General features: G+C 61.2%; 25 protein-coding genes. 20 read left to right on the plus strand and 5 right to left on the minus strand.

Annotation, left to right across the window (positions count from 1 at the left end; translation table 11 throughout):
* Positions 1–30: 30 nt before the first annotated feature.
* From ABWW33_RS12220 to ABWW33_RS12235, 4 genes are all read left to right on the plus strand, one after another.
* Complete coding sequence (locus ABWW33_RS12220; RefSeq protein ID WP_353401816.1) at positions 31–1,239, plus strand: ABC transporter substrate-binding protein; 1,209 nt, start codon at positions 31–33, stop codon at positions 1,237–1,239.
* A 101-nt stretch (positions 1,240–1,340) separates the two neighbouring features.
* Entirely contained in the window at positions 1,341–2,225 is an 885-nt protein-coding gene (locus tag ABWW33_RS12225; protein WP_176653218.1) for a branched-chain amino acid ABC transporter permease, read from the plus strand.
* 10 nt (positions 2,226–2,235) lie between these two features.
* Positions 2,236–3,213 (plus strand): branched-chain amino acid ABC transporter permease, encoded by a 978-nt coding sequence (locus ABWW33_RS12230; protein WP_176653217.1) that lies wholly within the window; start codon positions 2,236–2,238, stop codon positions 3,211–3,213.
* A 120-nt stretch (positions 3,214–3,333) separates the two neighbouring features.
* Positions 3,334–5,397: a 3-hydroxybutyrate oligomer hydrolase family protein gene (locus tag ABWW33_RS12235; protein ID WP_353401819.1), complete on the plus strand. Its 2,064-nt coding sequence runs from the start codon at positions 3,334–3,336 to the stop codon at positions 5,395–5,397.
* 3 nt (positions 5,398–5,400) lie between these two features.
* Here ABWW33_RS12235 and ABWW33_RS12240 read toward each other — a convergent pair whose 3' ends face one another.
* Complete coding sequence (locus ABWW33_RS12240; protein WP_353401821.1) at positions 5,401–6,567, minus strand: iron-containing alcohol dehydrogenase; 1,167 nt, start codon at positions 6,565–6,567, stop codon at positions 5,401–5,403.
* A gap of 125 nt (positions 6,568–6,692) precedes the next feature.
* Here ABWW33_RS12240 and ABWW33_RS12245 point away from each other — a divergent pair, with 125 nt between their 5' ends.
* The 15 genes from ABWW33_RS12245 to ABWW33_RS12315 all read left to right on the plus strand — a co-directional run bounded on the left by ABWW33_RS12245 (position 6,693) and on the right by ABWW33_RS12315 (position 19,781).
* Positions 6,693–7,457: a sulfite exporter TauE/SafE family protein gene (locus ABWW33_RS12245; protein ID WP_353402017.1), complete on the plus strand. Its 765-nt coding sequence runs from the start codon at positions 6,693–6,695 to the stop codon at positions 7,455–7,457.
* A gap of 167 nt (positions 7,458–7,624) precedes the next feature.
* Complete coding sequence (gene mnmG, locus ABWW33_RS12250) at positions 7,625–9,559, plus strand: tRNA uridine-5-carboxymethylaminomethyl(34) synthesis enzyme MnmG (RefSeq protein ID WP_353401823.1); 1,935 nt, start codon at positions 7,625–7,627, stop codon at positions 9,557–9,559.
* The gene (gene rsmG / locus ABWW33_RS12255) at positions 9,556–10,206 is read left to right on the plus strand and encodes a 16S rRNA (guanine(527)-N(7))-methyltransferase RsmG (RefSeq protein ID WP_176653213.1); all 651 of its coding nucleotides are present in this window, start codon (positions 9,556–9,558) and stop codon (positions 10,204–10,206) included. The genes mnmG and rsmG overlap by 4 nt, the downstream gene beginning before the upstream one ends.
* Before the next feature lie 113 nt (positions 10,207–10,319).
* On the plus strand, positions 10,320–11,090 hold the full coding sequence (locus ABWW33_RS12260; RefSeq protein ID WP_176653212.1) for a ParA family protein: 771 nt from the start codon (positions 10,320–10,322) through the stop codon (positions 11,088–11,090).
* Positions 11,091–11,099: 9 nt separating this feature from the next.
* Positions 11,100–11,987: a ParB/RepB/Spo0J family partition protein gene (locus ABWW33_RS12265; protein ID WP_176653211.1), complete on the plus strand. Its 888-nt coding sequence runs from the start codon at positions 11,100–11,102 to the stop codon at positions 11,985–11,987.
* Between the two features lie 299 nt (positions 11,988–12,286).
* Entirely contained in the window at positions 12,287–12,652 is a 366-nt protein-coding gene (locus ABWW33_RS12270) for an ATP synthase subunit I (protein WP_176653210.1), read from the plus strand.
* 21 nt (positions 12,653–12,673) lie between these two features.
* A complete protein-coding gene (gene atpB / locus ABWW33_RS12275) occupies positions 12,674–13,477 on the plus strand; it encodes a F0F1 ATP synthase subunit A (protein WP_176653209.1) in 804 nt (267 codons plus the stop codon).
* A 62-nt stretch (positions 13,478–13,539) separates the two neighbouring features.
* A complete protein-coding gene (atpE, locus tag ABWW33_RS12280) occupies positions 13,540–13,821 on the plus strand; it encodes a F0F1 ATP synthase subunit C (RefSeq protein ID WP_093385793.1) in 282 nt (93 codons plus the stop codon).
* 42 nt (positions 13,822–13,863) lie between these two features.
* Positions 13,864–14,334 carry a F0F1 ATP synthase subunit B gene (locus tag ABWW33_RS12285; protein ID WP_176653208.1) on the plus strand — a complete coding sequence of 157 codons (471 nt, stop codon included), beginning with the start codon at positions 13,864–13,866 and terminating at the stop codon, positions 14,332–14,334.
* Between the two features lie 2 nt (positions 14,335–14,336).
* Positions 14,337–14,882: a F0F1 ATP synthase subunit delta gene (locus ABWW33_RS12290; protein ID WP_176653207.1), complete on the plus strand. Its 546-nt coding sequence runs from the start codon at positions 14,337–14,339 to the stop codon at positions 14,880–14,882.
* 62 nt (positions 14,883–14,944) lie between these two features.
* On the plus strand, positions 14,945–16,486 hold the full coding sequence (gene atpA / locus ABWW33_RS12295; protein ID WP_176653206.1) for a F0F1 ATP synthase subunit alpha: 1,542 nt from the start codon (positions 14,945–14,947) through the stop codon (positions 16,484–16,486).
* Positions 16,487–16,546: 60 nt separating this feature from the next.
* On the plus strand, positions 16,547–17,422 hold the full coding sequence (gene atpG, locus ABWW33_RS12300) for a F0F1 ATP synthase subunit gamma (protein ID WP_176653205.1): 876 nt from the start codon (positions 16,547–16,549) through the stop codon (positions 17,420–17,422).
* A 30-nt stretch (positions 17,423–17,452) separates the two neighbouring features.
* Entirely contained in the window at positions 17,453–18,853 is a 1,401-nt protein-coding gene (gene atpD / locus ABWW33_RS12305; RefSeq protein WP_152807971.1) for a F0F1 ATP synthase subunit beta, read from the plus strand.
* A 54-nt stretch (positions 18,854–18,907) separates the two neighbouring features.
* Positions 18,908–19,330, plus strand: coding sequence for a F0F1 ATP synthase subunit epsilon (locus tag ABWW33_RS12310; protein ID WP_176653204.1), 423 nt, complete (start codon positions 18,908–18,910; stop codon positions 19,328–19,330).
* Positions 19,331–19,391: 61 nt separating this feature from the next.
* Positions 19,392–19,781, plus strand: a complete 390-nt coding sequence (locus tag ABWW33_RS12315; RefSeq protein WP_353401828.1) for a hypothetical protein — start codon at positions 19,392–19,394, stop codon at positions 19,779–19,781.
* Between the two features lie 270 nt (positions 19,782–20,051).
* On the opposite strand, the gene ABWW33_RS12320 is transcribed toward ABWW33_RS12315, so the two are convergent.
* Complete coding sequence (locus ABWW33_RS12320) at positions 20,052–20,270, minus strand: DUF433 domain-containing protein (protein ID WP_353401830.1); 219 nt, start codon at positions 20,268–20,270, stop codon at positions 20,052–20,054.
* Positions 20,271–20,543: 273 nt separating this feature from the next.
* On the opposite strand from ABWW33_RS12320, the gene ABWW33_RS12325 reads away from it, so the two are divergent.
* Entirely contained in the window at positions 20,544–20,963 is a 420-nt protein-coding gene (locus ABWW33_RS12325; RefSeq protein ID WP_353401832.1) for a PaaI family thioesterase, read from the plus strand.
* Between the two features lie 20 nt (positions 20,964–20,983).
* On the opposite strand, the gene rsgA is transcribed toward ABWW33_RS12325, so the two are convergent.
* The 3 genes from rsgA to ABWW33_RS12340 form a co-directional block, all read right to left on the minus strand.
* Positions 20,984–22,030: a ribosome small subunit-dependent GTPase A gene (gene rsgA, locus ABWW33_RS12330; protein WP_353401834.1), complete on the minus strand. Its 1,047-nt coding sequence runs from the start codon at positions 22,028–22,030 to the stop codon at positions 20,984–20,986.
* A 227-nt stretch (positions 22,031–22,257) separates the two neighbouring features.
* Positions 22,258–23,106: a PhzF family protein gene (locus ABWW33_RS12335; RefSeq protein WP_353401835.1), complete on the minus strand. Its 849-nt coding sequence runs from the start codon at positions 23,104–23,106 to the stop codon at positions 22,258–22,260.
* Positions 23,103–23,903, minus strand: coding sequence for an AraC family transcriptional regulator (locus ABWW33_RS12340; RefSeq protein ID WP_353401837.1), 801 nt, complete (start codon positions 23,901–23,903; stop codon positions 23,103–23,105). The genes ABWW33_RS12335 and ABWW33_RS12340 overlap by 4 nt, the downstream gene beginning before the upstream one ends.
* Positions 23,904–23,919: the final 16 nt, after the last annotated feature.

Here is a 23,919-nt window from a genome sequence, read left to right on the forward strand (position 1 = left end):
AACACTACTTCTTGAACCAACGGAGACGAAATGAAACTTAAAGCCATCACCATCGCAGCAACCGCCGTATGCGCATTCGGCCTGTCTTTTGCTGCCCAAGCCCAGGTTTCCGGCGACACCATCAAGATCGGCCTGATCACCGACATGTCCGGTCTGTACACCGACATCGACGGCGCCGGCGGGGCCGAAGCGGTCAAGATGGCGATCGCCGACGCCGGCGTGGTCATCGCCGGCAAGAAGGTCGAGTTCATCTCCGCGGACCACCAAAACAAGGCCGACATCGCCGCCTCCAAGGCACGCGAATGGTTCGACCAGCAGGGCGTCGACCTGCTGATCGGCGGCACCAACTCCGGCGCCAACCTGGCCATGGCCAAGGTCGCGGCCGAGAAGAAAAAAGTGTTCATCTCGATCGGCGCCGGCTCGGCCCGCCTGACCAACGAGGAATGCACGCCGTACACGATTCACTACGCCTACGACACCATCGCGCTGGCGCGCGGCACCGGCGGCGCCATCGTCAAGCAGGGCGGCAAGAGCTGGTACTTCCTGACCGCCGACTACGCCTTCGGTCAGTCGCTGGAAAAAGACACCGCGGACGTGGTCAAGGCGCAGGGCGGCAAGGTGCTGGGCTCGGTCAAGCACCCGCTGTCGGCGTCGGACTTCTCGTCCTTCCTGCTGCAGGCGCAATCGTCGGGCGCGCAGATCCTGGGCCTGGCCAACGCCGGCGGCGACGCGATCAACTCGATCAAGGCCGCCAACGAGTTCGGCATCACCAAGAAGATGAAGCTGGCCGGCCTGCTGATCTTCATCAACGACGTGCACTCGCTGGGCTTGAACATGACGCAGGGCATGTACCTGACCGACGGCTGGTACTGGGACCAGAACGCGGAAACCCGCGCCTGGTCGAAGCGCTACTTCGAGAAAATGAAGAAGGAACCGTCGATGCTGCAAGCGGCCGACTACTCCGCCGCCAGCAACTACCTGAAGGCGGTCAAGGCCGTCGGCAGCGACGACACTGACAAGGTCATGGCCTACCTGAAGGCGAACAAGATCAACGACATGTTCGCCAAGAACGGCGTGATCCGCCCGGACGGCCGCATGGTGCACGATATGTACCTGATGGAAGTGAAGAAGCCGTCGGAATCGAAATATCCATGGGATTACTACAAGGTCGTGGCCACCATTCCTGGCGACCAGGCGTACGCCACCAAGGCGGAAACCAAGTGCGCCCTGTGGAAATAAGCTGAGTTGTACACAGGCTGCGCGCGCTTCCACGCCGCGCGCGGCCTTTTTCTGGCTCCGCGCCGCCCCGTCCGGGGAGGCGATCTTTATATTGTGATCTCATGGAAATTTTCGGCGTTCCCCTGCCCGCGATGATGAGCCAGCTGCTGCTGGGGTTGGTCAACGGCTCCTTCTATGCCATGCTGTCGCTCGGCCTGGCCGTGATCTTCGGCCTGCTGAACGTGATTAACTTCTCGCACGGCGCCCTGTACATGATGGGCGCGTTTGTCGCCTGGATGGGGATGGCCTACTTCGGCCTCAACTATTGGGTGATGCTGGTGCTGGCGCCGCTGATCGTCGGCGTGTTCGGCATCATCATTGAAAAAACCATGCTGCGCTGGCTTTACAAGCTGGATCATCTGTATGGCCTGTTGCTGACCTTCGGCATCACGCTGCTGGTCGAAGGCGTGTTCCGCTCGTTCTACGGCGTGTCCGGCCAGCCGTTCCAGGTGCCTGAGGCGCTGGCCGGGGCGACCGACCTCGGCTTCATGGTGCTGCCGAACTACCGCGCGTGGGTGGTGGTCGCCTCGCTGGCGGTGTGCCTGTCGACCTGGTTCGTCATCGAGAAGACCAAGCTGGGCGCCTACCTGCGCGCCGGTACCGAGAATCCCAAGCTGGTCGAAGCCTTCGGCATCAACGTGCCGCTGATGGTCACGCTGACCTACGGCTTCGGCGTCGCTTTGGCGGGCTTTGCAGGGGTGCTGGCGGCCCCGGTGATCCAGGTGCAGCCCCTGATGGGTCAGAACCTGATTATCGTCGTATTCGCCGTTGTGGTGATCGGCGGCATGGGGTCGATCATGGGTTCCATCCTGACCGGTCTCGGCCTGGGCATCATCGAGGGCCTGACCAAGGTGTTCTACCCGGAGTTTTCGTCGACCGTGGTATTCCTGGTGATGGTCATCGTGTTGCTGATCCGTCCAGCCGGCTTGTTCGGCAAAGAAAAATAAGAGGGCACAGATGAATAAGAAACTGGGTTACCTGATCGCCTTCGCGATCGCGCTGGCGGCGCCGTTTGTCGGCTATCCGATCTTCCTGGCCAAGCTGCTGGTGTTCGCGCTGTTTGCCTGCTCGTTCAACCTGCTGATCGGCTTCACCGGCCTGCTGTCGTTCGGCCATGCCGCCTTCTTCGGCGCCGCCGGCTATGTGGCCGGCAACGCGATGAAGGTGTGGGGCTGGCCGCTCGAGCTGGGCATGCTGGCCGGCGTTGCGGCCGGTGCGCTGATCGGCCTGGTGATGGGCGCGCTGGCGATCCGCCGCCAGGGCATCTACTTCTCGATGATCACGCTGGCGCTGGCGCAAATGGTCTACTTCGGCGCGCTGCGCGCCGGCGAGTTCACCGGCGGCGAAGACGGCCTGCAGGGTGTTCCACGTGGAAAGCTGCTGGGCATGCTCGACCTGTCCAACGATACCGCGCTGTACTTCTTCGTGCTGGGCGTCGCGGTGCTGGCCTTCATGCTGATCGTGCGCACCGTGCATTCGCCGTTCGGCCAGGTGCTGAAGGCGATCAAGGAAAACGAGCCGCGCGCGATCTCGCTGGGCTACGACGTCGACAAGTACAAGCTGCTGGCCTTCGTGCTGTCGGCCGCGCTGTCCGGCCTGGCGGGCGCGTCCAACATGCTGGTGCAGGGTTTCGAAACGCTGACCGACGTGCACTGGAGCATGTCCGGCCTGGTGATCCTGATGACCCTGGTCGGCGGCATGGGTACGCTGGCCGGTCCGATGCTGGGCGCCATCATCATCATCGCGCTGGAAAACAAGCTGGGCGACTTCGGCATTTTCATGGTGTCGCACACCGGCATCGAATGGTTCAACACCATCGGCGAAGCGGTCAACATGGTGATCGGTTTTATCTTCATTGTCTGCGTGCTGTTGTTCCGGCGCGGGATTATCGGCGAAATTGTCGCGCGGTTCGGCGCCGTCAAGAAGCCCGCATGATGTAGCGCACGCGCCGGACGTTCTGTCCGGCGCTTTTTTCTCATCGGTAGTAAATTTTTATCTGGCCGCCGGCCGGAGTGGGAGTGGTCCGTCCGTAACTTTTATTGAATAGAGGATGACATGCATATTAAAAAACTTGCGTTGGCGCTAGCCGGCGTTGCGCTGACCGCTTGCGGTTCGAACGAGCACGATACGGCTGAAGATCTGAACCAGCTGCCGAGCTACCTGGGCACGATCACCAGCAAGACCTACGACGGCACCAGCGACGACTTGCTGACCGCCGGCCTGGGCGCCACCGGCCTGGCTGCCGCGGCCGCGCCCGCCTACGCGGATCCGGTGAATCCGACGCCGGCGGAGCTGCGGCGCAATGCGATCTACGCCAACTACCGCGCCGTGCTCGACATCTCCGCCAACAGCGGCTACGGCACGCTGTACGGCCCGAATGTGGATGCCAAGGGCAATGTGGGATCGGGGCAGGGCATGGTCGCCGGCTCCGAATACGTGGCGTATTCCGACGACGGCACCGGCAACCAGAACGTGACCTTGATGGTGCAGGTGCCGGCGACGTTCGACGTGAATAATCCATGCATCGTCACCGGCACCTCGAGCGGGTCGCGCGGCATCTACGGCGCCATCGGCAGCGCCGGCGAATGGGGCTTGAAGAACAACTGCGCGGTCGCCTACGCCGACAAGGGCAGCGGCACCGGCCTCTACACCTTCGAGGACGACAGCGTGAACCTGCAGAACGGCGTGCGCGCCACGCGCGCGTCGGCGGCCAAGAATTCCATCTTCACGCCGGCGCTGAGCGACGCCGACCGCGCCGCGTTCGCATCGTCGTCGCCGGCGCGCATCGCCTTCAAGCACGCGCACTCGCAGCAGAATCCGGAAAAGGACTGGGGCAAGTTCACGCTGCAGGCGGTGGAGTTTGCCTTCTACGTGCTGAACGAAAAGTACGGCGTGCTGGCCAAGGATAACAAGAGCCACATCGTCCGCCTGACGCCGAAAAACACGATCACGATCGCTTCCAGCATCTCCAACGGCGCGGGCTCGGCACTGCTGGCCGCGGAACAGGACACCAAGGGCCTTATCAGCGGCGTGGCGGCCACCGAGCCGCAAGTCCAGCCCAAGACCGCCACCGGCTATTCGGTGCGCCAGGGCGGCGCCAGCGTGACGGGGCAGGGCAAGGCGCTGTTTGACTACTCGACCTATGCCGCGCTGTACCAGCCTTGCATCGCGTCCACAGCGGCCGCTCCGGGGCGTTGCACGGCGCTGGTCGCCAAGGGCCTGCTGACCGGCACCGACCTGCTGTCGCAGCAGAACGACGCCAAGGCGCGCCTGAAGGCTTACGGCTGGCTGGCGGATTCGGACATCCTGCAGGCCGCGCACGCGGGCACCAACATCCTGGTGGCGGTGACCTACGCCAACGCCTACGGCAAGTTCTCGGTGACGGACAAGGTGTGCGGATTCTCGTTCGCGCCGACCGACGCCACAGGCACGCCGCTGGCCTTCACGGCTGCTCAAAAAGCGAGCAGCTTCGCCACGCAGAACGGCATCGTCGGCAGCGTGGTGTACGAGAATTCCGTGGGCGGCGCCAAGGCTTATAACTTCGGCGTGTCGCCGAGCAGCAGCCTGGCGGACCAGTCGCTGGACGGCTTCCTGTGCCTGCGCTCGCTGGCGACGGGTGTCGATGCGGTCACCGGCGGGCCGCTGAGCGCGACGCTGGCGGCGCAAAGCGCGCGCGTGAAAGCGGGCATGGCCGAGGTGGCGGCGACCGGCAATCTGCACGGCAAGCCGGCCATCATCGTGCAGGGCCGCAGCGATACGCTGATCCCGGTGAACTTTGCCTCGCGCGCGTATCTGGGCCTGAATGCGTCGGCGGAGGGCGGCACCAGCAAGCTGCGCTACATCGAGGTGACCAACGCCAATCACTTCGATTCGTTCACCAACGCGCTGCCCGCGAATATCGTGCCTTTGCACGTGTACCTGTTCCGGGCGCTGGATGCGATGATGGCCAACCTGCGCAGTTCGGCGGTGGCGCTGCCGCCGTCGCAGGTGGTGCGGACGGTGCCGCGTTTCGATAACACGTCGCTGATCACCGTGGCCAACGTGCCGCCGATCGCCGCCGCACCGGTGACCGGCAACACCATCACCGTCAGCGGCACCACGGTCGACGTGCCGAACTAGGGTCTACAACGCTGCGGCGTAGATCGCCCTCGCATCGTCGCGCGTGACGGTGCGGGGGTTGTTCCCCAACAAACGGGTCTGGAGCATGGCGTCATCCGCCAGCCGGTCCAGGTCCGTTTCCTTGATCCCCACCTGCTGCAAGGTTCGCTCGATCCCCGAGATGATGGCGATTTGCTGCATCGCAACAACCAGCGCTTCCGCCCTCGCCTCGACGCTGCCGCTCGCTTCCGGCACCACGATCTCCGCCAGCTCCGCATACAGGCCAGCCGCTTCCGGCGCGTTGAAACGCAGCACGTGCGGCAACACCAGCGAATTCGACAAGCCGTGCGGCACGTGGAATATACCGCCTATCGGATACGCCAGCGCATGCACCGCCGCCACCGGCGCGTTCGAGAACGCCTGTCCCGCCAGCATGGCGCCGAGCAGCATCGCCTGCCGCGCCGCCAGGTCGCGGCCATTTTCGCAGGCGCGGATCAGGTTGGCGGACAGCAGGCCCAACGCCTTGCGCGCCAGCAGGTCGGACAGCGGGTTCTTTTTATGGCGGCTGGTGTAGGCCTCGATGGCGTGCACCATCGCGTCGATGCCGGTCGCGGCGGTGACCAAAGGCGGCAGGCCGAGCGTCAGTTCCGCGTCCAGCAACGCCAGATCGGCATAGAGCTGTGGCGCGACGACGCCCATCTTTGTGGTGGCGCCGGTGGTCACGATGGCGATGTTGGTGACCTCGGAACCGGTGCCGGCGGTGGTTGGAATCTGCACCAGCGGCAAGCGCGCGCCCTTCACATTGCCGATGCCGTAGATCGCGCCGAGCGGCTGGTCGCTGCCGGCCAGCACGGCGATCAGCTTGACGACATCCATCGAACTGCCGCCGCCGATGCCGATGACGATGTCGGTCCGATGCTTGCGCGCGGCGGCGACTGCGTCCAGCACCACCTGTTCCGGCGGGTCGGCGACGACGTTGGAATAGACCTCCACCTGCAGTCCGGCGGCCCGCAGGCTGGCGGCCGGAACGTCCACCAGGCCTGTCTTCAGGAAGCCGGGATCGGTGACGAGCAGGGCGCGTTTGGCGTCCGGAAAGCGCTGGGTGATGTGCTCGCCAAGCCTGCCGGCGGCGCCGAGCTCGGACACGACATGGGCGACAGTGCTGAATGCAAACGCTGGAAAATCATTCATGGCGGCGGCTTCCTGGAGTTGGAGTTTCACGTGAAATCTTACAGTAAGCATGACGGACATGCATGGAGAGCGGCTTGGCTTTCTTCCGTACAATATAGCCTTTGCATGCTTGAGGAATGTTCGTGATGGTCGACTATCTGGTGTTGGGAGTGGCTGCGTTCGGCGCGGGTCTGGTGGACTCGGTCGTCGGGGGTGGGGGATTGATACAGCTGCCGGCGATGTTCGCCGTGTTTCCCAACATGGCGCCGGCCACGCTGATCGGCACCAGCAAGCTGGCCGGCATATTCGGCACCGGCGTGGCCGCGGTCAACTACGCGCGTCGCGTCGCCATCGCCTGGACGGTTGCCGCGCCTGCCGCGTTCACCGCCTTGATTTTCTCCTTCCTCGGCGCCTACACGGTAACCAGGGTATCGGGCGAATTCATGCGGATGCTGTTGCCGATCGTCCTGTTGGCGGTTGCCATCTATACCTTTGCCAAGAAGGACTTCGGCAATGTTCACGCTCCGCTGCACACCGGTCGGAAGGAACAGACGCTGGCGCTGCTGATCGGCGCCGGCATCGGATTCTACGATGGCTTCTTCGGCCCCGGCACCGGCAGCTTCCTGGTGTTCCTGTTTGTCCGCGTCTTCGGCTTCGATTTCCTCGCCGCGTCGGCGGTGGCCAAGATCGTCAACGTTGCGTGTAATTTTGCCGCGCTGGTCTGGTTCGGCTACAGCGGCCATTTGTTGTGGGAGCTGGGCGCGTTCATGGCGGTGTGTCAGATCGGCGGTTCCATCATCGGCTCGCGCCTGGCGATGAAGCACGGCAGCGGTTTCGTGCGCCAGCTGTTCCTGATCGTGGTCACGATATTGATCGTGAAATCTGGCTACGATGCATGGTTGCGTTGGTGATATTGTTTCACGTGGAACCAAAAGAGGGCGCCTGTTGGGAACGACAGGCGCCCTTTTTCAATGTTTCACGTGGAACAATTGGGCACTATTTTTTTGCTCAAAAAAGTCGCAGCAGCAAAAAGACTCTATAATCTGACCTTGATCCCTTCGCTTTAACCAAATCCATCATGTTATTTCCAACTCATTTCGACGTCATCGTTGTCGGCGGTGGTCACGCCGGTACCGAGGCGGCCCTTGCTTCCGCCCGCATGGGGCAGAAGACTCTGCTGCTCACGCATAACATTGAGACGCTGGGCCAGATGTCGTGCAACCCATCCATCGGCGGTATCGGCAAAGGCCATCTGGTCAAGGAAGTTGATGCCATGGGCGGCGCCATGGCGATCGCCACCGATGAATCGGGCATCCAGTTCCGCATCCTGAATTCCTCCAAAGGCCCTGCCGTGCGCGCGACCCGCGCCCAGGCCGACCGCATTCTGTACAAGCAAGCCATCCGTTCGCGCCTGGAAAACCAGCCCAACCTGTGGCTGTTCCAGCAGGCCGTCGACGATCTGATGGTGGAGGGCGACCGCGTGGTCGGCGCCGTCACCCAGATCGGCCTGAAGTTTCTGGCGCCAGCCGTGGTGCTGACCGCCGGCACTTTCCTCGACGGTAAGATCCACGTCGGCCTGCAGAACTACTCGGCCGGCCGCGCCGGCGATCCGCCGGCGATCTCGCTGTCGGCCCGGCTGAAGGAATTGAAGCTGCCGCAAGGCCGCCTGAAGACCGGCACGCCGCCGCGCATCGATGGCCGCAGCATCGATTTTTCGCTGATGACCGAACAGCCGGGCGACCTCGATCCGGTGCCGGTGTTCTCGGTGATGGGCAATGCCGCCATGCATCCGCGGCAGATGCCGTGCTGGGTTACGCACACCAACAACAAGACCCACGACATCATTCGCGCCGGCCTGGACCGCAGCCCGATGTACACCGGCGTCATCGAAGGCGTCGGCCCGCGCTATTGCCCGTCGATCGAAGACAAGATCCACCGCTTCTCGGCCAAGGAATCGCACCAGATTTTCCTGGAACCGGAAGGCCTGACCACCAACGAATTCTATCCAAATGGCATCTCGACCAGCCTGCCGTTCGACGTGCAGATCGAACTGGTGCGCTCGATGAAGGGCATGGAAAACGCCCACATCCTGCGTCCCGGCTACGCCATCGAATACGATTATTTCGACCCGCGCGGCCTCAAGGCATCGCTGGAAACCAAGGCCGTTGCCGGCCTGTACTTCGCCGGCCAGATCAACGGCACCACCGGCTACGAAGAGGCGGCGGCGCAGGGCATGCTGGCGGGTATCAACGCCGCGCTGCAAACCCAGGGCCGCGAAGCCTGGACGCCGGCCCGTTCCGAGGCCTACCTCGGCGTGCTGGTCGACGACCTGGTCACGCAAGGCGTGCTGGAACCGTACCGCATGTTTACCAGCCGCGCCGAGTATCGCCTGAGCCTGCGTGAAGACAACGCCGACATGCGCCTGACCGAAATCGGCCGTAAGCTGGGCTGCGTCGGCGATGCGCAGTGGGAAGCGTTCGAGAAAAAACGCGAAGCCGTGGCGATGGAACTGGAGCGTCTGCGCTCGACGTGGGTCAATCCACGCATCCTGGAAGCGGCCGAATCCGAGCGCGTCATCGGCCAGGCGATCGAGCGCGAGTACTCGCTGGCGAATCTGCTGGCGCGTCCCGGCGTGGACTACGACAAGCTGATGAGCTTGTCCGGCATCGACGGCCGCGAGCTGGCCGGTCCCGGCGTGAGCGACGAAGCGGTGCGCGAACAGGTGGAAATTCAACTGAAGTATTCGGGCTATATCGACCGCCAGACCAAGGAAGTCGAGCGCCACGAGCACTACGAAAACCTGAAATTGCCGGAAGGTTTCAGCTACCTGGACATCACCGCGTTGTCGGTGGAAGTGCGGCAGAAACTGCATGCGCAGCGTCCGGAAACGCTGGGCCAGGCATCGCGCATTTCGGGCGTGACGCCGGCGGCGATCTCGCTGCTGCTGGTGCACCTGAAGAAGGCAGGCTTCGGTGGATTTGTGAATGCTGAAAAAGATGAGGCTGTTCAATGAAGGTGTTTGACCGTGCAGTACTTGCGGATGTTTTAAAACAAGGCATCAACAGTCTGAAGCTGGACCTCGGCGACGACCAGGTGGAAAAACTGCTGGACTACCTGGCGCTGCTGAACAAGTGGAATTCGGTGTACAACCTGACGTCGGTGCGCGATCCGATGCAGATGGTGACCTTGCACGTGCTGGATTCGCTGGCGGCGGTACCTGCCTTCGCCGGCGCCGCCAACGTGCTGGACGTGGGAGCAGGGGGCGGACTGCCGGGCATGGTGCTGGCGATCAGCCGTCCGGACATGAAAGTGTCGATGATCGACACGGTGCACAAGAAGACCGCGTTTTTGAATCAGGTAAAGGCGGAGCTGGGCCTGTCCAACGTGACGGTGTACACCAAGCGCGTGGAGCAGCTGGAAGTGAAGACGAAATTCGACGTCATCACCTCGCGGGCTTTTGCGGACCTTTCCGACTTCGTCAACTGGTCGGGGCACCTGCTGCAAGAGGGAGGGCGATTTATAGCCCTGAAAGGGACGGCGCCGGCAGAGGAGCGGGAGCGACTGCCAGAGCCATGGAAAGTGCAGAAACTGGAGCCTTTGGAAGTGCCGGGGCTGGACGCGGAGCGCCACCTGGTATACATCCAAGCCGAAACTAGGTAAATGATTTATACGATATAAATGGTTTATACAGTTTATTCTATATAAACAATATAAATCGTTTATATTGTTTTAATAGTATATACAATTAGCAGTACGAACATAAAAAGAAATACATGGCGAAAATTTTTTGCGTAGCGAATCAAAAGGGTGGCGTAGGTAAGACTACCACAACGGTCAACCTGGCCGCCGGATTGGCAAAGCTGGACCAGCGCGTATTGCTGGTCGACCTGGACCCGCAAGGCAACGCCACGATGGGCGCAGGCATCAACAAGGCAGGGCTGCCGGCGTCGACCTATGAGGTGATGCTGGGCGAATCCGACGTGGCCACCGCGCGCCAGCGTTCGGAGCCGGGGCAGTTCGACGTGCTGCCTTCCAACCGCGAGCTGGCAGGCGCCGAAGTCGAGATGGTCTCGCTGGACAACCGCGAGCGCCGCCTGAAGGATGCGCTGGCCCTGGTCGACAAGGAGTACGACTTCATCCTGATCGACTGCCCGCCCGCGCTGTCGATGCTGACCTTGAACGGCCTGTGCGCCGCGCATGGCGTCATCATCCCGATGCAGTGCGAGTACTACGCGCTGGAAGGGCTGTCCGACCTGGTCAACACGATCAAGAAGGTGCACGCCAACCTGAATCCCGACCTGAAGATCATCGGCCTGCTGCGCGTGATGTTCGATCCGCGCATGACCTTGTCGCAGCAGGTGTCGGCCCAGCTGGAGCAGCACTTCGGCGACAAGGTCTTCAAAACCATCATCCCGCGCAACGTGCGTCTGGCCGAAGCGCCGTCGTACGGCCTGCCGGGCGTCACCTTCGATCCGGCCTCCAAGGGCGCGCAGGCGTATATCGCCTTCGGCGCCGAGATGGTCAAGCGCATCAAGAAAATGTAAGGCAATCACATGGCAACCAAAAAACTCAAAGGCCTGGGTCGCGGCCTGGAAGCGCTGCTCGGCGGCGACGGCGACATCACCACCCCGGACGCGAACACGCCATCCGAACTGCCGGTCACGCAGATGCAGGCCGGTAAATACCAGCCGCGCACGCGCATGGACGAAGGCGGCCTGCAGGAGCTGGCCGCATCGATCAAGACCCAGGGCATCATGCAGCCTATCCTGGTGCGCCCGGTCGGCACCGACAAGCTGACCGGCGAGATCAAGTACGAGATCATCGCCGGCGAACGCCGCTTCCGCGCCGCGCAAATCGCCGGCCTGGAAGTGCTGCCTGTTTTGGTGCGCGACGTCGACGACCAGGCCGCCGCCGCGATGGCGCTGATCGAGAACATGCAGCGCGAGGATCTGAATCCGCTGGAAGAGGCGCAGGGCATTCATCGCCTGATCACCGATTTCAGTTTCACGCACGAACAGGCGGCGACCGCGGTCGGCCGTTCGCGCAGCGCGGTGTCGAACCTGCTGCGCCTGATGAACCTGGCCAATCCGGTACAAACGATGCTGATGGCCGGCGATATCGACATGGGACACGCCCGCGCGCTGTTGTCGGTGGATGCGGCGACGCAGATCAACCTGGCCAACATGGTTGTCGCCAAACGGTTATCGGTGCGCGAAACCGAAAAGCTGGTCGCACGGACGCTGGAAGAGCAAAAGGCCCCGCCGGCCGAAGCACGTCAAAAAGAAAAGTCCGGCGACATCGTTCGCCTGGAAGAAGAGCTGTCCGACACGCTGGCCACGCCGGTGGTGTTCAAGATGGGCGCCAAGGGCCGCGGCCAGATGATCATCGACTTCGCCGACCTCGACATCCTCGACGGCGTACTAGCCCGCCTGCGCGCCTAAACCCGGGGTCAGATCCGACATTCGGACACGAGCTCTGCCGTAGCGGCTGCTACGGCAGAGCTCGTGTCCGAATGTCGGATCTGACCCCGAAGTGACGTGGTGATTTGACAAATCATCAACAAAACATGAAAACGCCTAACTGGTTCCAACTTGGTGCAAAGAGGGGGGAAATGTTTATAAAAGCGTCTCTTTCGTGCACCAATTGCTCTGCTGCGGTGCAGCAATGTTTGACGTGATACAGTAAAGACACATATAATCCCGTGTCTTTGGGTTTTATCGGCATTTTGGGAGCTCGCCAAGTGAATGATTCGACGAGTATTTCCAAGCCGATTTTTAAAGTCGTCGCCCTCCAGTTGGCCATCGTCACTGGATTTGCCTTGCTCGCCTGGAACTTGGGCGGAGTACTCAAAGCTTGGTCGGCCGCCTATGGCGGAGCAATCGCAGTCATCGGGAGTCTGATGTACGCGATGATTGTTGCGGGCGGAACAAATGACGCCAAAAAAGCTTTCCGGGCGCATGTGCGCGCCGAAGTAGTGAAAATATTTATCACGGTAGTGCTGTTCGTGTTGGCACTAGCGCTGTTTCAGTCGGCCTCATGGTTATGGCTGATCTTGGGTTTCGCGGTGGCAACCTTGGCTTACTGGTTCTCACTGCTCGCAGTTTAATCACCAAAATCTAATACTTTTATGACCACAGAAAACGCTGTTGAGGCAGTCCACGAGGCGCCGACTTCCATCGAGTACATCCAGCACCACTTGAGCCATCTCAAAAATGCTGACGCAACCTTCAACCTGGACACGTTCTGGGTTTCGGCCATTCTGGGCCTGATCTTCCTCGGCGTGTTCTACATGGCGTCGCGCAAGGCGACCGCCGGCGTGCCGGGCAAGCTGCAAAACTTCGTCGAAGCCGTCATGGAGCTGGTCAACGAGGTGGTCAATTCCGCATTCCACGCCAAGAGCAAGGTCATCGCGCCGCTGGCCATCACGATCTTCTGCTGGGTTTGGCTGATGAACGCGATGGACTTCCTGCCGGTCGATCTGCTGCCCAAGCTGCTTGGCTACTTTGGCGTCCACAAGCTGCGAGTCGTGCCGACCGCGGACGTCAACCACACTTTCGGCATGTCGTTCGGCGTCATGCTGTGCATTATTGGTTTCTCGATCAAAGCCAAAGGTCTCGGCGGCTGGGGTAAAGAGTTGCTGACCGCCCCCTTCCACGCCCATGGCTTCATGGCCGTCGTGCTGGCTCCGGTCAACTTCATCTTCCAGATGATCGAGTTGCTGGCTAAGCCACTGTCGCTGTCGCTGCGACTCTTCGGCAATATGTATGCCGGTGAGCTGCTGTTCATTCTGATCGCTCTGCTGCCATGGTGGGCGCAGTGGCTGCTGGGTGGTCCTTGGGTCATCTTCCACATCCTGGTGGTGACCCTGCAAGCGTTTGTGTTTATGGCGTTGACTGTCGTGTATCTGAGCCTCGCGGTTGAGAAGCACTAAGCAACAAATCGTTTTTAACTTTTCAGTATCGTAGTCTTTTTTAAAATCTTAGGAGAAATTCAATGCAAGCTCTGATCGCACAAGTACAAGGCATGACCGTTCTGGCCGCAGCAATCATCATCGGCCTGGCCGCAATCGGCACCGCACTCGGTTTCGCAATTCTGGGCGGCAAATTCCTGGAAGCCTCGGCTCGTCAACCAGAACTGATGCCACAACTGCAAACCAAGCTGTTCGTTATCGCTGGTCTGCTGGACGCGATCTCGATGATCGGCGTCGGTGTTGCTCTGCTGTACACCTTCAGCAACCCATTCCTGGCCGCCGTTATCGCTGCTGCTGGCAAGTAATTCGCTCCCTTCTAGGAGAAACTTTTAGTTAGGAGCAAAGGTATGGACATCAATATGTCTCTCATCGGTCAGATGATCACCTTCGCGGTGTTGGTCTGGGTTTCGATGAAGTTCGTATTTCCATCGCTGAATGCAGCGTTGGATGAGCGTGCCAAGCGTATCGCTGACGGTCTGGCTGCGGCCGACCAAGGCCAGCAAGCGATGGTGGTCGCTGAGAAGCGCGCCAGCGAAGCGCTGGCAGGTGCACGCGAAGAAGCTTCGCAACGCGTTGCCGACGCTGAAAAGCGCGCGCAACTGGTCGCCGAAGAAATCAAAGCTAATGCACAAGCCGAAGCGAACCGCATCATTGCGCAAGCCAAGGCCGACGCCGATCAGCAACTGGCCAAGGCGCGCGAAGCGCTGCGCGCTCAGGTGGCTGACCTGGCTGTGAAGGGCGCCGAGCAAATCCTCAAGCGCGAAGTCAACGCCTCGGCCCACGCCGATCTGTTGTCGCGCCTGTCTGTCGAGCTGTAATCATGGCAGAAAACGCAACCGTCGCCCGTCCCTACGCGGAAGCTTTGTTCCGCGTAGCCCAAGCAGGTAAGGAATCGTTCAACCTCGCGGCGTGGTCCGAACTGGTGGCCGAACTGGCCCAGATCGGTGCCCACCCCGAGGTGCAAGCATTCGCCCGCAACCCGAAAGCTTCGGCTAGCGATGTGAGCGCCGCCATTACGGCATTGGTCAAGTCGCCGTTGAACACGGAAGCGAAAAACTTCCTGGCGATGCTGGTCGACAACGGCCGCATCAGTCTGCTGCCGGAAATCGGCACGCAATTCCAGGCGTTGAAAAACGCCAAGGAAGGTGCGGCAGACGCCGAGATCACCAGCGCCTTCGACCTGAGCGCGGCTCAAGTGAGCGAGCTGGTCGCCACGCTGGAAAAGAAATTCAGCCGTAAGCTGAACCCGGTAGTGACCGTGGATCCAGCGTTGATCGGTGGCGTGCGCGTGGTCGTTGGCGATGAAGTGCTGGACACTTCGGTCCGCGCCAAGCTGCAGCAAATGCGTGTCGCACTGGTCGCATAAGCGTCGCTTAGAACAGATTCTTCATCTCGCGCAAGCTGAGAGAAACACTTTTAGGAGTTAGTATGCAACTCAACCCATCTGAAATCAGCGAGCTGATCAAGAGCCGTATCGAAGGCCTTGATGGCGGCGCTGAAGTACGCAACCAAGGCACGGTTATTTCCGTCGCCGACGGTATCGTCCGCATTCACGGCCTGTCGGAAGTGATGCAGGGCGAAATGCTGGAATTCCCTGGCAACACCTTTGGTCTGGCGATGAACCTGGAGCGTGACTCCGTCGGCGCCGTGATCCTGGGCGCTTACGAGCACATCTCCGAAGGCGACACGGTCAAGTGCACCGGCCGCATCCTGGAAGTGCCGGTCGGTCCTGAACTGCGTGGCCGCGTGGTCAACGCCCTGGGCCAGCCGATCGACGGCAAAGGCGCCATCGACGCCAAGCTGACCTCGCCTATCGAAAAGATCGCTCCAGGCGTTATCGCCCGTGAGTCCGTCTCGCAGCCTATGCAGACCGGTCTGAAATCGATCGACGCGATGGTGCCGATCGGCCGTGGCCAGCGCGAGCTGATCATTGGCGACCGCCAAACCGGTAAGTCCGCCGTGGCGGTTGATGCGATCATCAACCAAAAAGGCCAGGGCATGACCTGCATCTACGTGGCTATCGGTCAGAAAGCCTCGACGATCAAGAACATCGTGCGTTCGCTGGAACAGCACGGCGCGCTGGAGTACACCATCGTTGTTGCCGCATCGGCCGCCGAATCGGCAGCGATGCAGTACATCTCGGCCTACTCGGGCTGCACCATGGGCGAATACTTCCGCGACCGCGGCGAAGACGCGCTGATCGTCTACGATGACCTGTCCAAGCAAGCCGTCGCCTACCGTCAGATCTCGCTGCTGCTGCGCCGCCCACCAGGCCGCGAAGCGTATCCAGGCGACGTGTTCTACCTGCACAGCCGCCTGCTGGAACGCGCAGCCCGCGTGAACGCCGACTACGTGTCCGCCTTCACCAACGGCGCCGTCACCGGCAAGACCGGTTCGCTGACCGCACTGCCGATCATCGAAACCCAGGCTGGCGACGTTTCGGCGTTCGTGCCGACCAACGTGATTTCGATTACCGACGGTCAAATCTTCCTGGAAACCTCGCTGTTCAACTCGGGCATCCGTCCTGCGATTAACGCCGGCATTTCGGTGTCGCGCGTCGGTGGCGCCGCTCAGACCAAGGTCATCAAAAACCTGTCCGGCGGTATCCGTACCGACTTGGCGCAGTACCGTGAACTGGCTGCGTTCGCGCAGTTCGCTTCCGACCTGGACGAATCGACCCGCAAGCAGCTGGACCGCGGTGCCCGCGTGACCGAACTGCTGAAGCAGGCTCAGTACTCGCCACTGTCGATCTCGCTGATGGCCGCTTCGCTGTTCGCCGTGAACAAAGGCTTCCTGGATGATGTGCCAGTCAAGAAGGTACTGCCGTTCGAAGCCGGTCTGCACGCTTACCTGAAGACCAAGCAAGCCGACCTGCTGTCCAAGATTGAATCGTCGAAGCAACTGGACAAAGACGGCGAAGCAACGCTGTCGGCCGCCGTTGCTGACTTCAAGAAATCCGGCGCATTTTAAGCACAACGGCGACCCGGGTTCATTCCCGGGCCGCCTTCCGCGCAGAAGGAGTAAGGACTCATGGCAGTAGGCAAAGAGATACGTGGCAAGATCAAGAGCGTAGAGAATACGAAGAAGATCACCAAGGCGATGGAAATGGTCGCCGCATCGAAAATGCGCAAAGCGCAGGATCGCATGCGCGCCGCCCGTCCCTACAGTGAAAAGATTCGCAATATCGCCGCCAATCTGGCTACCGCAAATCCGGAATACACCCACCCGTTCCTGGCAACAGAGCAAAAGGATACGGCGAAGGCAGTTGGCTTCGTGATCGTCACCACCGACAAAGGTCTGTGCGGCGGCATGAACACCAACATCCTGCGCATGGTGACGGCGAAAACCCGTGAGCTGGAAACGGCCGGCAACAAGATTGCCGCGGTAGCTATCGGTAACAAAGGTTTGGGGTTTTTGAATCGCGTAGGCGTCCCTGTCGTTGCGCAAGTAACGCAGATCGGCGACACGCCGCACCTGGAAAAACTGATCGGACCGGTCAAGGTCATGCTCGAGAAATTCCAGAACGGCGAGGTCGACGCAGTCTACCTGTGCTACACCAAGTTCATTAACACGATGAAGCAAGAGCCGGTAGTGGAGCAACTGTTGCCACTGCCAGCCGCCAAGACGCAGGCCGACGCGGGTAATCACAACTGGGATTACATCTACGAGCCGGATGCTGCGACCGTGATTGATGAGCTGCTGGAGCGCTATGTTGAAGCGCTGGTGTACCAGTCGGTGGCGGAAAACCTGGCGTCCGAGCAATCGGCGCGCATGGTGGCGATGAAGTCGGCAAGCGACAACGCCGGCAGTGTGATCGGCGAATTGAAGCTGATCTACAACAAGACCCGTCAAGCTGCGATTACCAAAGAACTCTCCGAAATCGTCGCCGGTGCGGCAGCGGTTTAAACGAATTTAACTATATTTGAAGGAACGAACATGGCTGATGGCAAAATCGTTCAGTGTATCGGCGCTGTGGTGGACGTAGAGTTTCCACGCAACGCGATGCCTAAGGTATTTGATGCCTTGAAAATGGAAGGCTCCGAGCTGACCCTGGAAGTACAACAACAGCTGGGCGACGGCGTAGTCCGTACCATTGCTCTGGGCTCGTCCGACGGCCTGCGCCGCGGCATGATGATCCAGAACACCGGCAAGCCGATCATGGTGCCAGTGGGTAAAGCTACCCTGGGTCGCATCATGGACGTGCTGGGCAACCCGATCGACGAATGCGGCCCGGTCGCTCACGACCAGATCGCCTCGATCCACCGCACTCCTCCTGCCTACGACGAACTGTCGCCATCGCAGGACCTGCTGGAAACCGGCATCAAGGTGATTGATCTGGTCTGCCCGTTTGCAAAAGGCGGTAAGGTCGGTCTGTTCGGCGGTGCAGGTGTGGGCAAGACCGTGAACATGATGGAACTGATCAACAACATCGCCAAGGCGCACTCGGGTCTGTCCGTGTTCGCCGGCGTTGGTGAGCGTACCCGCGAAGGTAACGACTTCTACCACGAAATGGCTGACGCTAAAGTGGTTGACCTGGAAAACCCGGCCAACTCGAAAGTAGCGATGGTCTACGGCCAGATGAATGAACCACCAGGCAACCGTCTGCGCGTCGCGCTGACCGGCCTGACCATCGCGGAATCGTTCCGTGACGAAGGCAAGGACGTTCTGTTCTTCGTGGACAACATCTACCGCTTCACGCTGGCCGGTACCGAAGTATCCGCACTGCTGGGCCGTATGCCTTCCGCAGTGGGTTACCAGCCTACTCTGGCCGAAGAAATGGGCCGTCTGCAAGAGCGCATCACCTCGACCAAGACCGGTTCGATCACCTCGATCCAGGCCGTCTACGTTCCAGCGGATGACTTGACCGACCCATCGCCAGCGACCACCTTCGGTCACCTGGATTCGACCGTCGTGCTGTCACGTGACATCGCCTCGCTGGGTATCTACCCTGCGGTGGACCCGCTGGATTCGACCTCGCGTCAGCTGGATCCGCTGGTCGTCGGCCAGGAGCACTACGACACCGCGCGCGCCGTTCAGGGCACGCTGCAGCGTTACAAGGAACTGCGCGACATTATCGCGATTCTGGGTATGGACGAGCTGGCACCGGAAGACAAGCTGCTGGTGGCGCGCGCACGTAAGATGCAGCGTTTCCTGTCGCAGCCGTTCCACGTTGCTGAAGTGTTTACCGGTTCGCCAGGTAAATACGTTTCGCTGAAGGACACGATCAAGGGCTTCAAAATGATCGCTTCCGGCGAACTCGATCACCTGCCGGAACAAGCGTTCTACATGGTTGGCACGATCGACGAAGCCATCGAAAAAGCCAAGAAACTCAACTAATTGTTGAGACCGCTCCTGCCGTGAGGCGGGAGCGTTCCACCCGACAGGACACACATGGCAAATACTATTCACGTTGACGTGGTTTCCGCCGAGGAGTTGATCTACTCCGGCGAAGCCGAATTCGTCGCGTTGCCGGGCGAGCAGGGCGAGCTGGGGATCTATCCCAAGCACACGCCGCTGATCACCCGCATCCGTCCGGGCGCGGTGCGCATCCAGGTACCAGGTCAAGCTGAGGAAGAATTTGTCTTCGTCGCTGGCGGCCTGCTGGAAGTGCAGCCGAACGCCGTGACGGTGCTGGCGGACACCGCGATTCGCGGCAAGGATCTGGACGAAGCCAAAGCGGCAGCGGCCAAGAAACGTGCCGAAGAAGCGCTGGCCAACAACAGCTCCGGCATCGACTACGCGAAAGCGCAAGCGGAACTGGCAGCGGCCATCGGCCAGCTGGCGGCCATCGCCAAACTGCGCGCGAAGCACTAAGCAACGCAAGGCATCACAGCAAAAAAAGGCAGCTTCGGCTGCCTTTTTTTATGCGCGACCCATGCAAACAGAAACTGTTGCCACGACATACAAGAAAGCCGAACGCGCCTGCCTGGCCGCGGTGGCGCTGCTCGTGCTGTATCTGTTGTGGGAGGTCTTTTCGTCGCCGTTCTCCGGCGCGGATTTTGACGAAAAACGGTGGGCCGACGCCGCCGGACACGATGACACGTGCATCCGGGGAGCAATGGTCAACGACTTGCTGAAAAAGCGTGTCCAGATCGGCATGTCGAGGAGCAGTCTCGTCGCCATTGTTGGCAAGCCTGACCACGGTGATGGCATGGAGATTTCCTACTATTTGGGCTTTTGCCAAACTCCGGTCGACCCCGACACATTGGATTTTTATTTCGACAGTCGCGGCGCGCTGACAAGGCACGAAATCAGAAATCATTGATGAATAGACCACCTTGACTCGTCCAGTCTGTATGTCGCGCGCAGCCTGCTTGAGCCCAGCATACAAGTCGCGCGTCGCCTCATATGCTTCCAATTCCTCATCGCTGAGGGGCCGTGATTTTTTCGTAGCCACGACGTAACTCCTCCAAAGAGTAAGCTTGCCGCAAGCGCCAGTAATTTACCGTTCTTGGTGCCTCCCCAACCACATTGCATAACTGTACGCGCACTGTGACCAATCAGATCGGCCGCGAGTAGTCTCGGCATCGATTCATCAAGCAAGATGTGCATGGTTGTCGGCTAGTTGACCTGCAAGCTCCAACGCAGCAATCGCGGCTTCTCTGGAAACGGATGGATATTGGTCGACGAACGTCTCAATTGATTCACCCGCTTTCAAATAGTCAAACATGAAAGATAGCGGCACACGGGTACCAACAAAAACAGTAGCGCCGCTATAAATCTCCGGATCACAATGTATGACTTGCTTGCTCATATGTCCTCCGATTCCATCGACCGACTATAAAGGCAGTATAGTCGATCTGGTTCTACTGGCTGCCGTTCGCCCTGCGGAAGTGCCATTCATCATTTTCCCATCGCTATTGTCGGCGCGCGGGATTATTCTGGCTCCGGATCTTTGATCGGGAGAACGCATGAACTCAGCGATGCAAACTTGTTTGTCCGTGGGCGCCGGCTTGGTCGCCGCGCTGCCGGGCCAGAATATCTGGAGCGTGTCCTTGCTGCCGTGGCTGACCGCGGAGCGTGCGCAATGACGGCTCCTTTGCTTGCGTCGGTCGAGCAGCTGAACGCGGTGCTGGCGGAATCCGCGTTCCTGTCGCCGTATGGATTTTCGGTGCGTTCGTGCGAGGAGGGGGTATGCACCCTCGTCGTCCCGTTCAGCGCAACCCTCGAGCGGCCGGGCGGTATCGTCAGCGGCATGACGATCATGGGGGCCGCCGACGTCGCCATGTGGCTGGCCATCATGACCCAACGCGGCACCAGTGAGCGCTGGGTAACGTCGGACATGAAAACGGCATTTCTTCGCAGCGCCCGCCAGGAAGATATCGTGTGCGTGGCGCGGGTACTGAAGCTTGGAAAGCGGACCGTCTACGGCACAGCCGAATGTTTCAACGAGCAGTCGGAACTGCTCGCCCATCACGTCATCGGCTATGCGCGTATCGTTGAATAAGCCGGTGCGGTGATTTACGGCTAACGTCGTTTATCCCTGGACCGGACAGCGGCTGCACGATTCAGGATTTTCCATTTGGCGACTTCGGCGATGCGGTCCAGCGGGGTTTGCTGGCTGCGGCGGGCTTCGCGCAGCAGCTTGTGGTAGTTCTGCAGCCGATCGTCGTCGATCGCTCCGCGCACCGCGCAACCGGGCTCGCTGGTGTGGCGGCAGTCGCGGAACTGGCAGTGTGCCGCCAGCGCGTCGATGTCTTCGAAGGCGGCCGCCAGGCTCGCTTCGTCGGCGTCGGGCTGCCAGCTGCGCAGGCCCGGCGTGTCGATGATGCACGCGCCGCCGGCGCATTGGTGCAGCGTGCGCGACGTGGTCGTATGCCGCCCGCGCCCGTCACCCTTGCGCACGCCACCGGTTTGCTGGCCGGCCAGCGTCAGCGTGTTGGTCAGCGTGGACTTGCCGGCGCCTGAAGAGCCCAGCAACACCAGCGTCTGGCCGATGCCCAGCCACGGCAACAGTTGCGCCGCGTCGTCGCCGCTGAGCGTGTTGATGGCCAGCAGCGGAATGCCGGTCGGCAGGCGTTGCCGCAGCAGCTCCATGCGCTGTTCCACCTCGTCGCCGATGTCGGCCTTGCTCATCACCACTACCGGCTCCACGCCCGCTGTCTTGACGATGGCGAGATAGCGCTCCAGGCGGCGCGGGTTGAAGTCGTGATCCAGTCCCATCACCAGCAGCGCGGTGTCGACGTTGCTGACCAGGCTGTGCTGCCGGCCATCGTTGCCGCGCCGGGCGATGTGCGTGGTGGGCGGCAGCAGGGCGCTGAGCCAGCGTTCGTCGTGCGCCAGCGTGGTGCTGAGTACCCAGTCGCCGACGGCCAGCGCTCCGTCGTGCAGCGCCGGCAGCATGCGTGCGCGGAACTCGGCGTGGCCGTCGTGGACGGTGAGCCAGTCGCGCTGGATCTCGGTGATGCGGACCAGCCGGGCGTCGGCTGGGGCATCGTGCAACAGGTGTAGCTGGCTGGCGATGGTTTGCGTCAAGCCGATAAGGCGCAGCGATTCAAAATCGATGTCGATCATGATGTGTGTGATTCCTGATTTCGTTAGGGCGAACGATGCCCTTCGCGGTGTCGCGACGGGCGGCGAAATACGGGAAGTCAGCTGCGCGAGAACGCGCGGATCAACACACTACAGAGGGAGTCCCGACGTAGTCAGGCAGCCGACAGGAGGTCAATGTCTGGATGGCGCATTTTTTAGTCTCCTGTGGATTGGTAGGGCACTCAGTGTCTCATCGGATGTTGGCGCCGTCAATAGTGCAGGCTGCCGTCGATGACGGTGACCACGTTGCCGCCTATCCATGGCTCGCCTTCGCTGTAGGTGACGGCGACCCGGCCGTCGCGGCCCAGCGCCGTGCCCTGGCGTGCCACGTACGGCCGGTCCGATGGCAGCAGGCGGGCGATGCAGGCGTTGGCGCTGCCGGTGACGGGATCCTCGATCATCACATCGTGTTCCTTGAACAGCGCGCGCACTTCGTAGTCCGCCGGGCCGCCGGACGGATGCGGGCCGTAGACCGCCACACCGTTGCTCGACGTGCGCCGCATCAACTCCTGCAACGCGGCGGCGTCCGGCGCCAGCGCCATGCAATCTGCCGCCGTGCCGAGCCGTGCAACCAGCCAGCAGATGCCCATGTTGACTGCAACCGGCGGCTGGCTCTCGGTCAGTGCATCGCTGCCCAGCGCGGTGCGCAGCAGCGGCAGCAGGCCGGCGTCCAGCGTCTCGAACGTCGCCGGCGGTGCCCGGAACGCCAGTTCGCCGCCGGCGGCTATCCGCACCGGCACCAGGCCGACGCCGCATTCCTGCATCAGCATGCCCGGCGTCTTGGGCTGCAGTCCCGCCTCCAGCAGCGCGTGGGCGGTGCCCAGCGTCGGATGGCCGGCGAATAAAAATTCTTCCGCCGTCGTGAAGATGCGCACGCGGTAGTCGGCGGCGGGATCGGTGGCCGGCAGCACGAAGGTGGTTTCCGACAGATTGGTCCAGCGGGCGATGGCCTGCATCTGCTCATCGCTGAGACCCTCGGCGTCGAGTATCACGGCCAGCGGATTGCCTTTGAACGGCGTGGTGGTGAAGACGTCCACCTGTTTGAAACGACGGATCATGCTTGCTCCTTGCAGCTGCGGCGGTAGTCGGCGGGCGGCTTGCCCACCAGTTTTTCGAAATCGGTGGTGAAGTGAGATTGGTCGTAATAACCCAGCGCCTGCGCCAGCGAGGCGAGGTCGACCTCGCTGCCGGTGGCGAGCTGGTCGGCCGCATCGAGCAGCCGGTTGCGGCGGATGACCCATTTGGGCGTCGCGCCCACGTATTCCTTGAACAGTATCTGCAGCCGCCGCACGCTGATGCCGGTGACGTCCGCCAGTTGCTGCACCCGGGTGATGTCGGCATGCTGCTGGATGGTCTGCATGATGGTGCCGATGCGTTCGATTTCCGCATCCGGCGGCGGCAGCGCGCGGCGGATCACGGTGCTGGCCGCCGCCACCATGCCTGCGTCGTCCGGCGCCCCCAGCACGCTGCGCTCGGCTTCAACGTCATCGCAGTGGAACAGCGACGATAGTGGCAACTCGCGGTTGGTGATGGACTGTACCGGCTGTCCCAGGAAGCTGCGAAACGCACCGGGCCGGAAGCGCACGCCCAGAACGCGACCGCTGTTTTTCAGCGTATATTCGAACGAGCCCGTCATGACGCCAAACACCGCCGTCTTTCCCGCATCGAACACCAGGTGGATGCAGGGCGAGGGCAGCGTTCGCTGCACGTGGGTCACGCCGTCGGGCAGCTCCCACGCGACCAGCCAGAAATACTCGATGAACGGCGCCAGGTCGGACGCGGGCGCGAAGCGCTCCAGCCGGAAGACCTTGCCCACCGCCGAGGGATTGACCACGCCTTTGTAACTGTCCGCCATAGTGTGTTCGCGTTTT

The sequence above is a fragment of the Duganella hordei genome, from assembly GCF_040369125.1.
GTDB lineage: Bacteria > Pseudomonadota > Gammaproteobacteria > Burkholderiales > Burkholderiaceae_D > Rugamonas > Rugamonas hordei.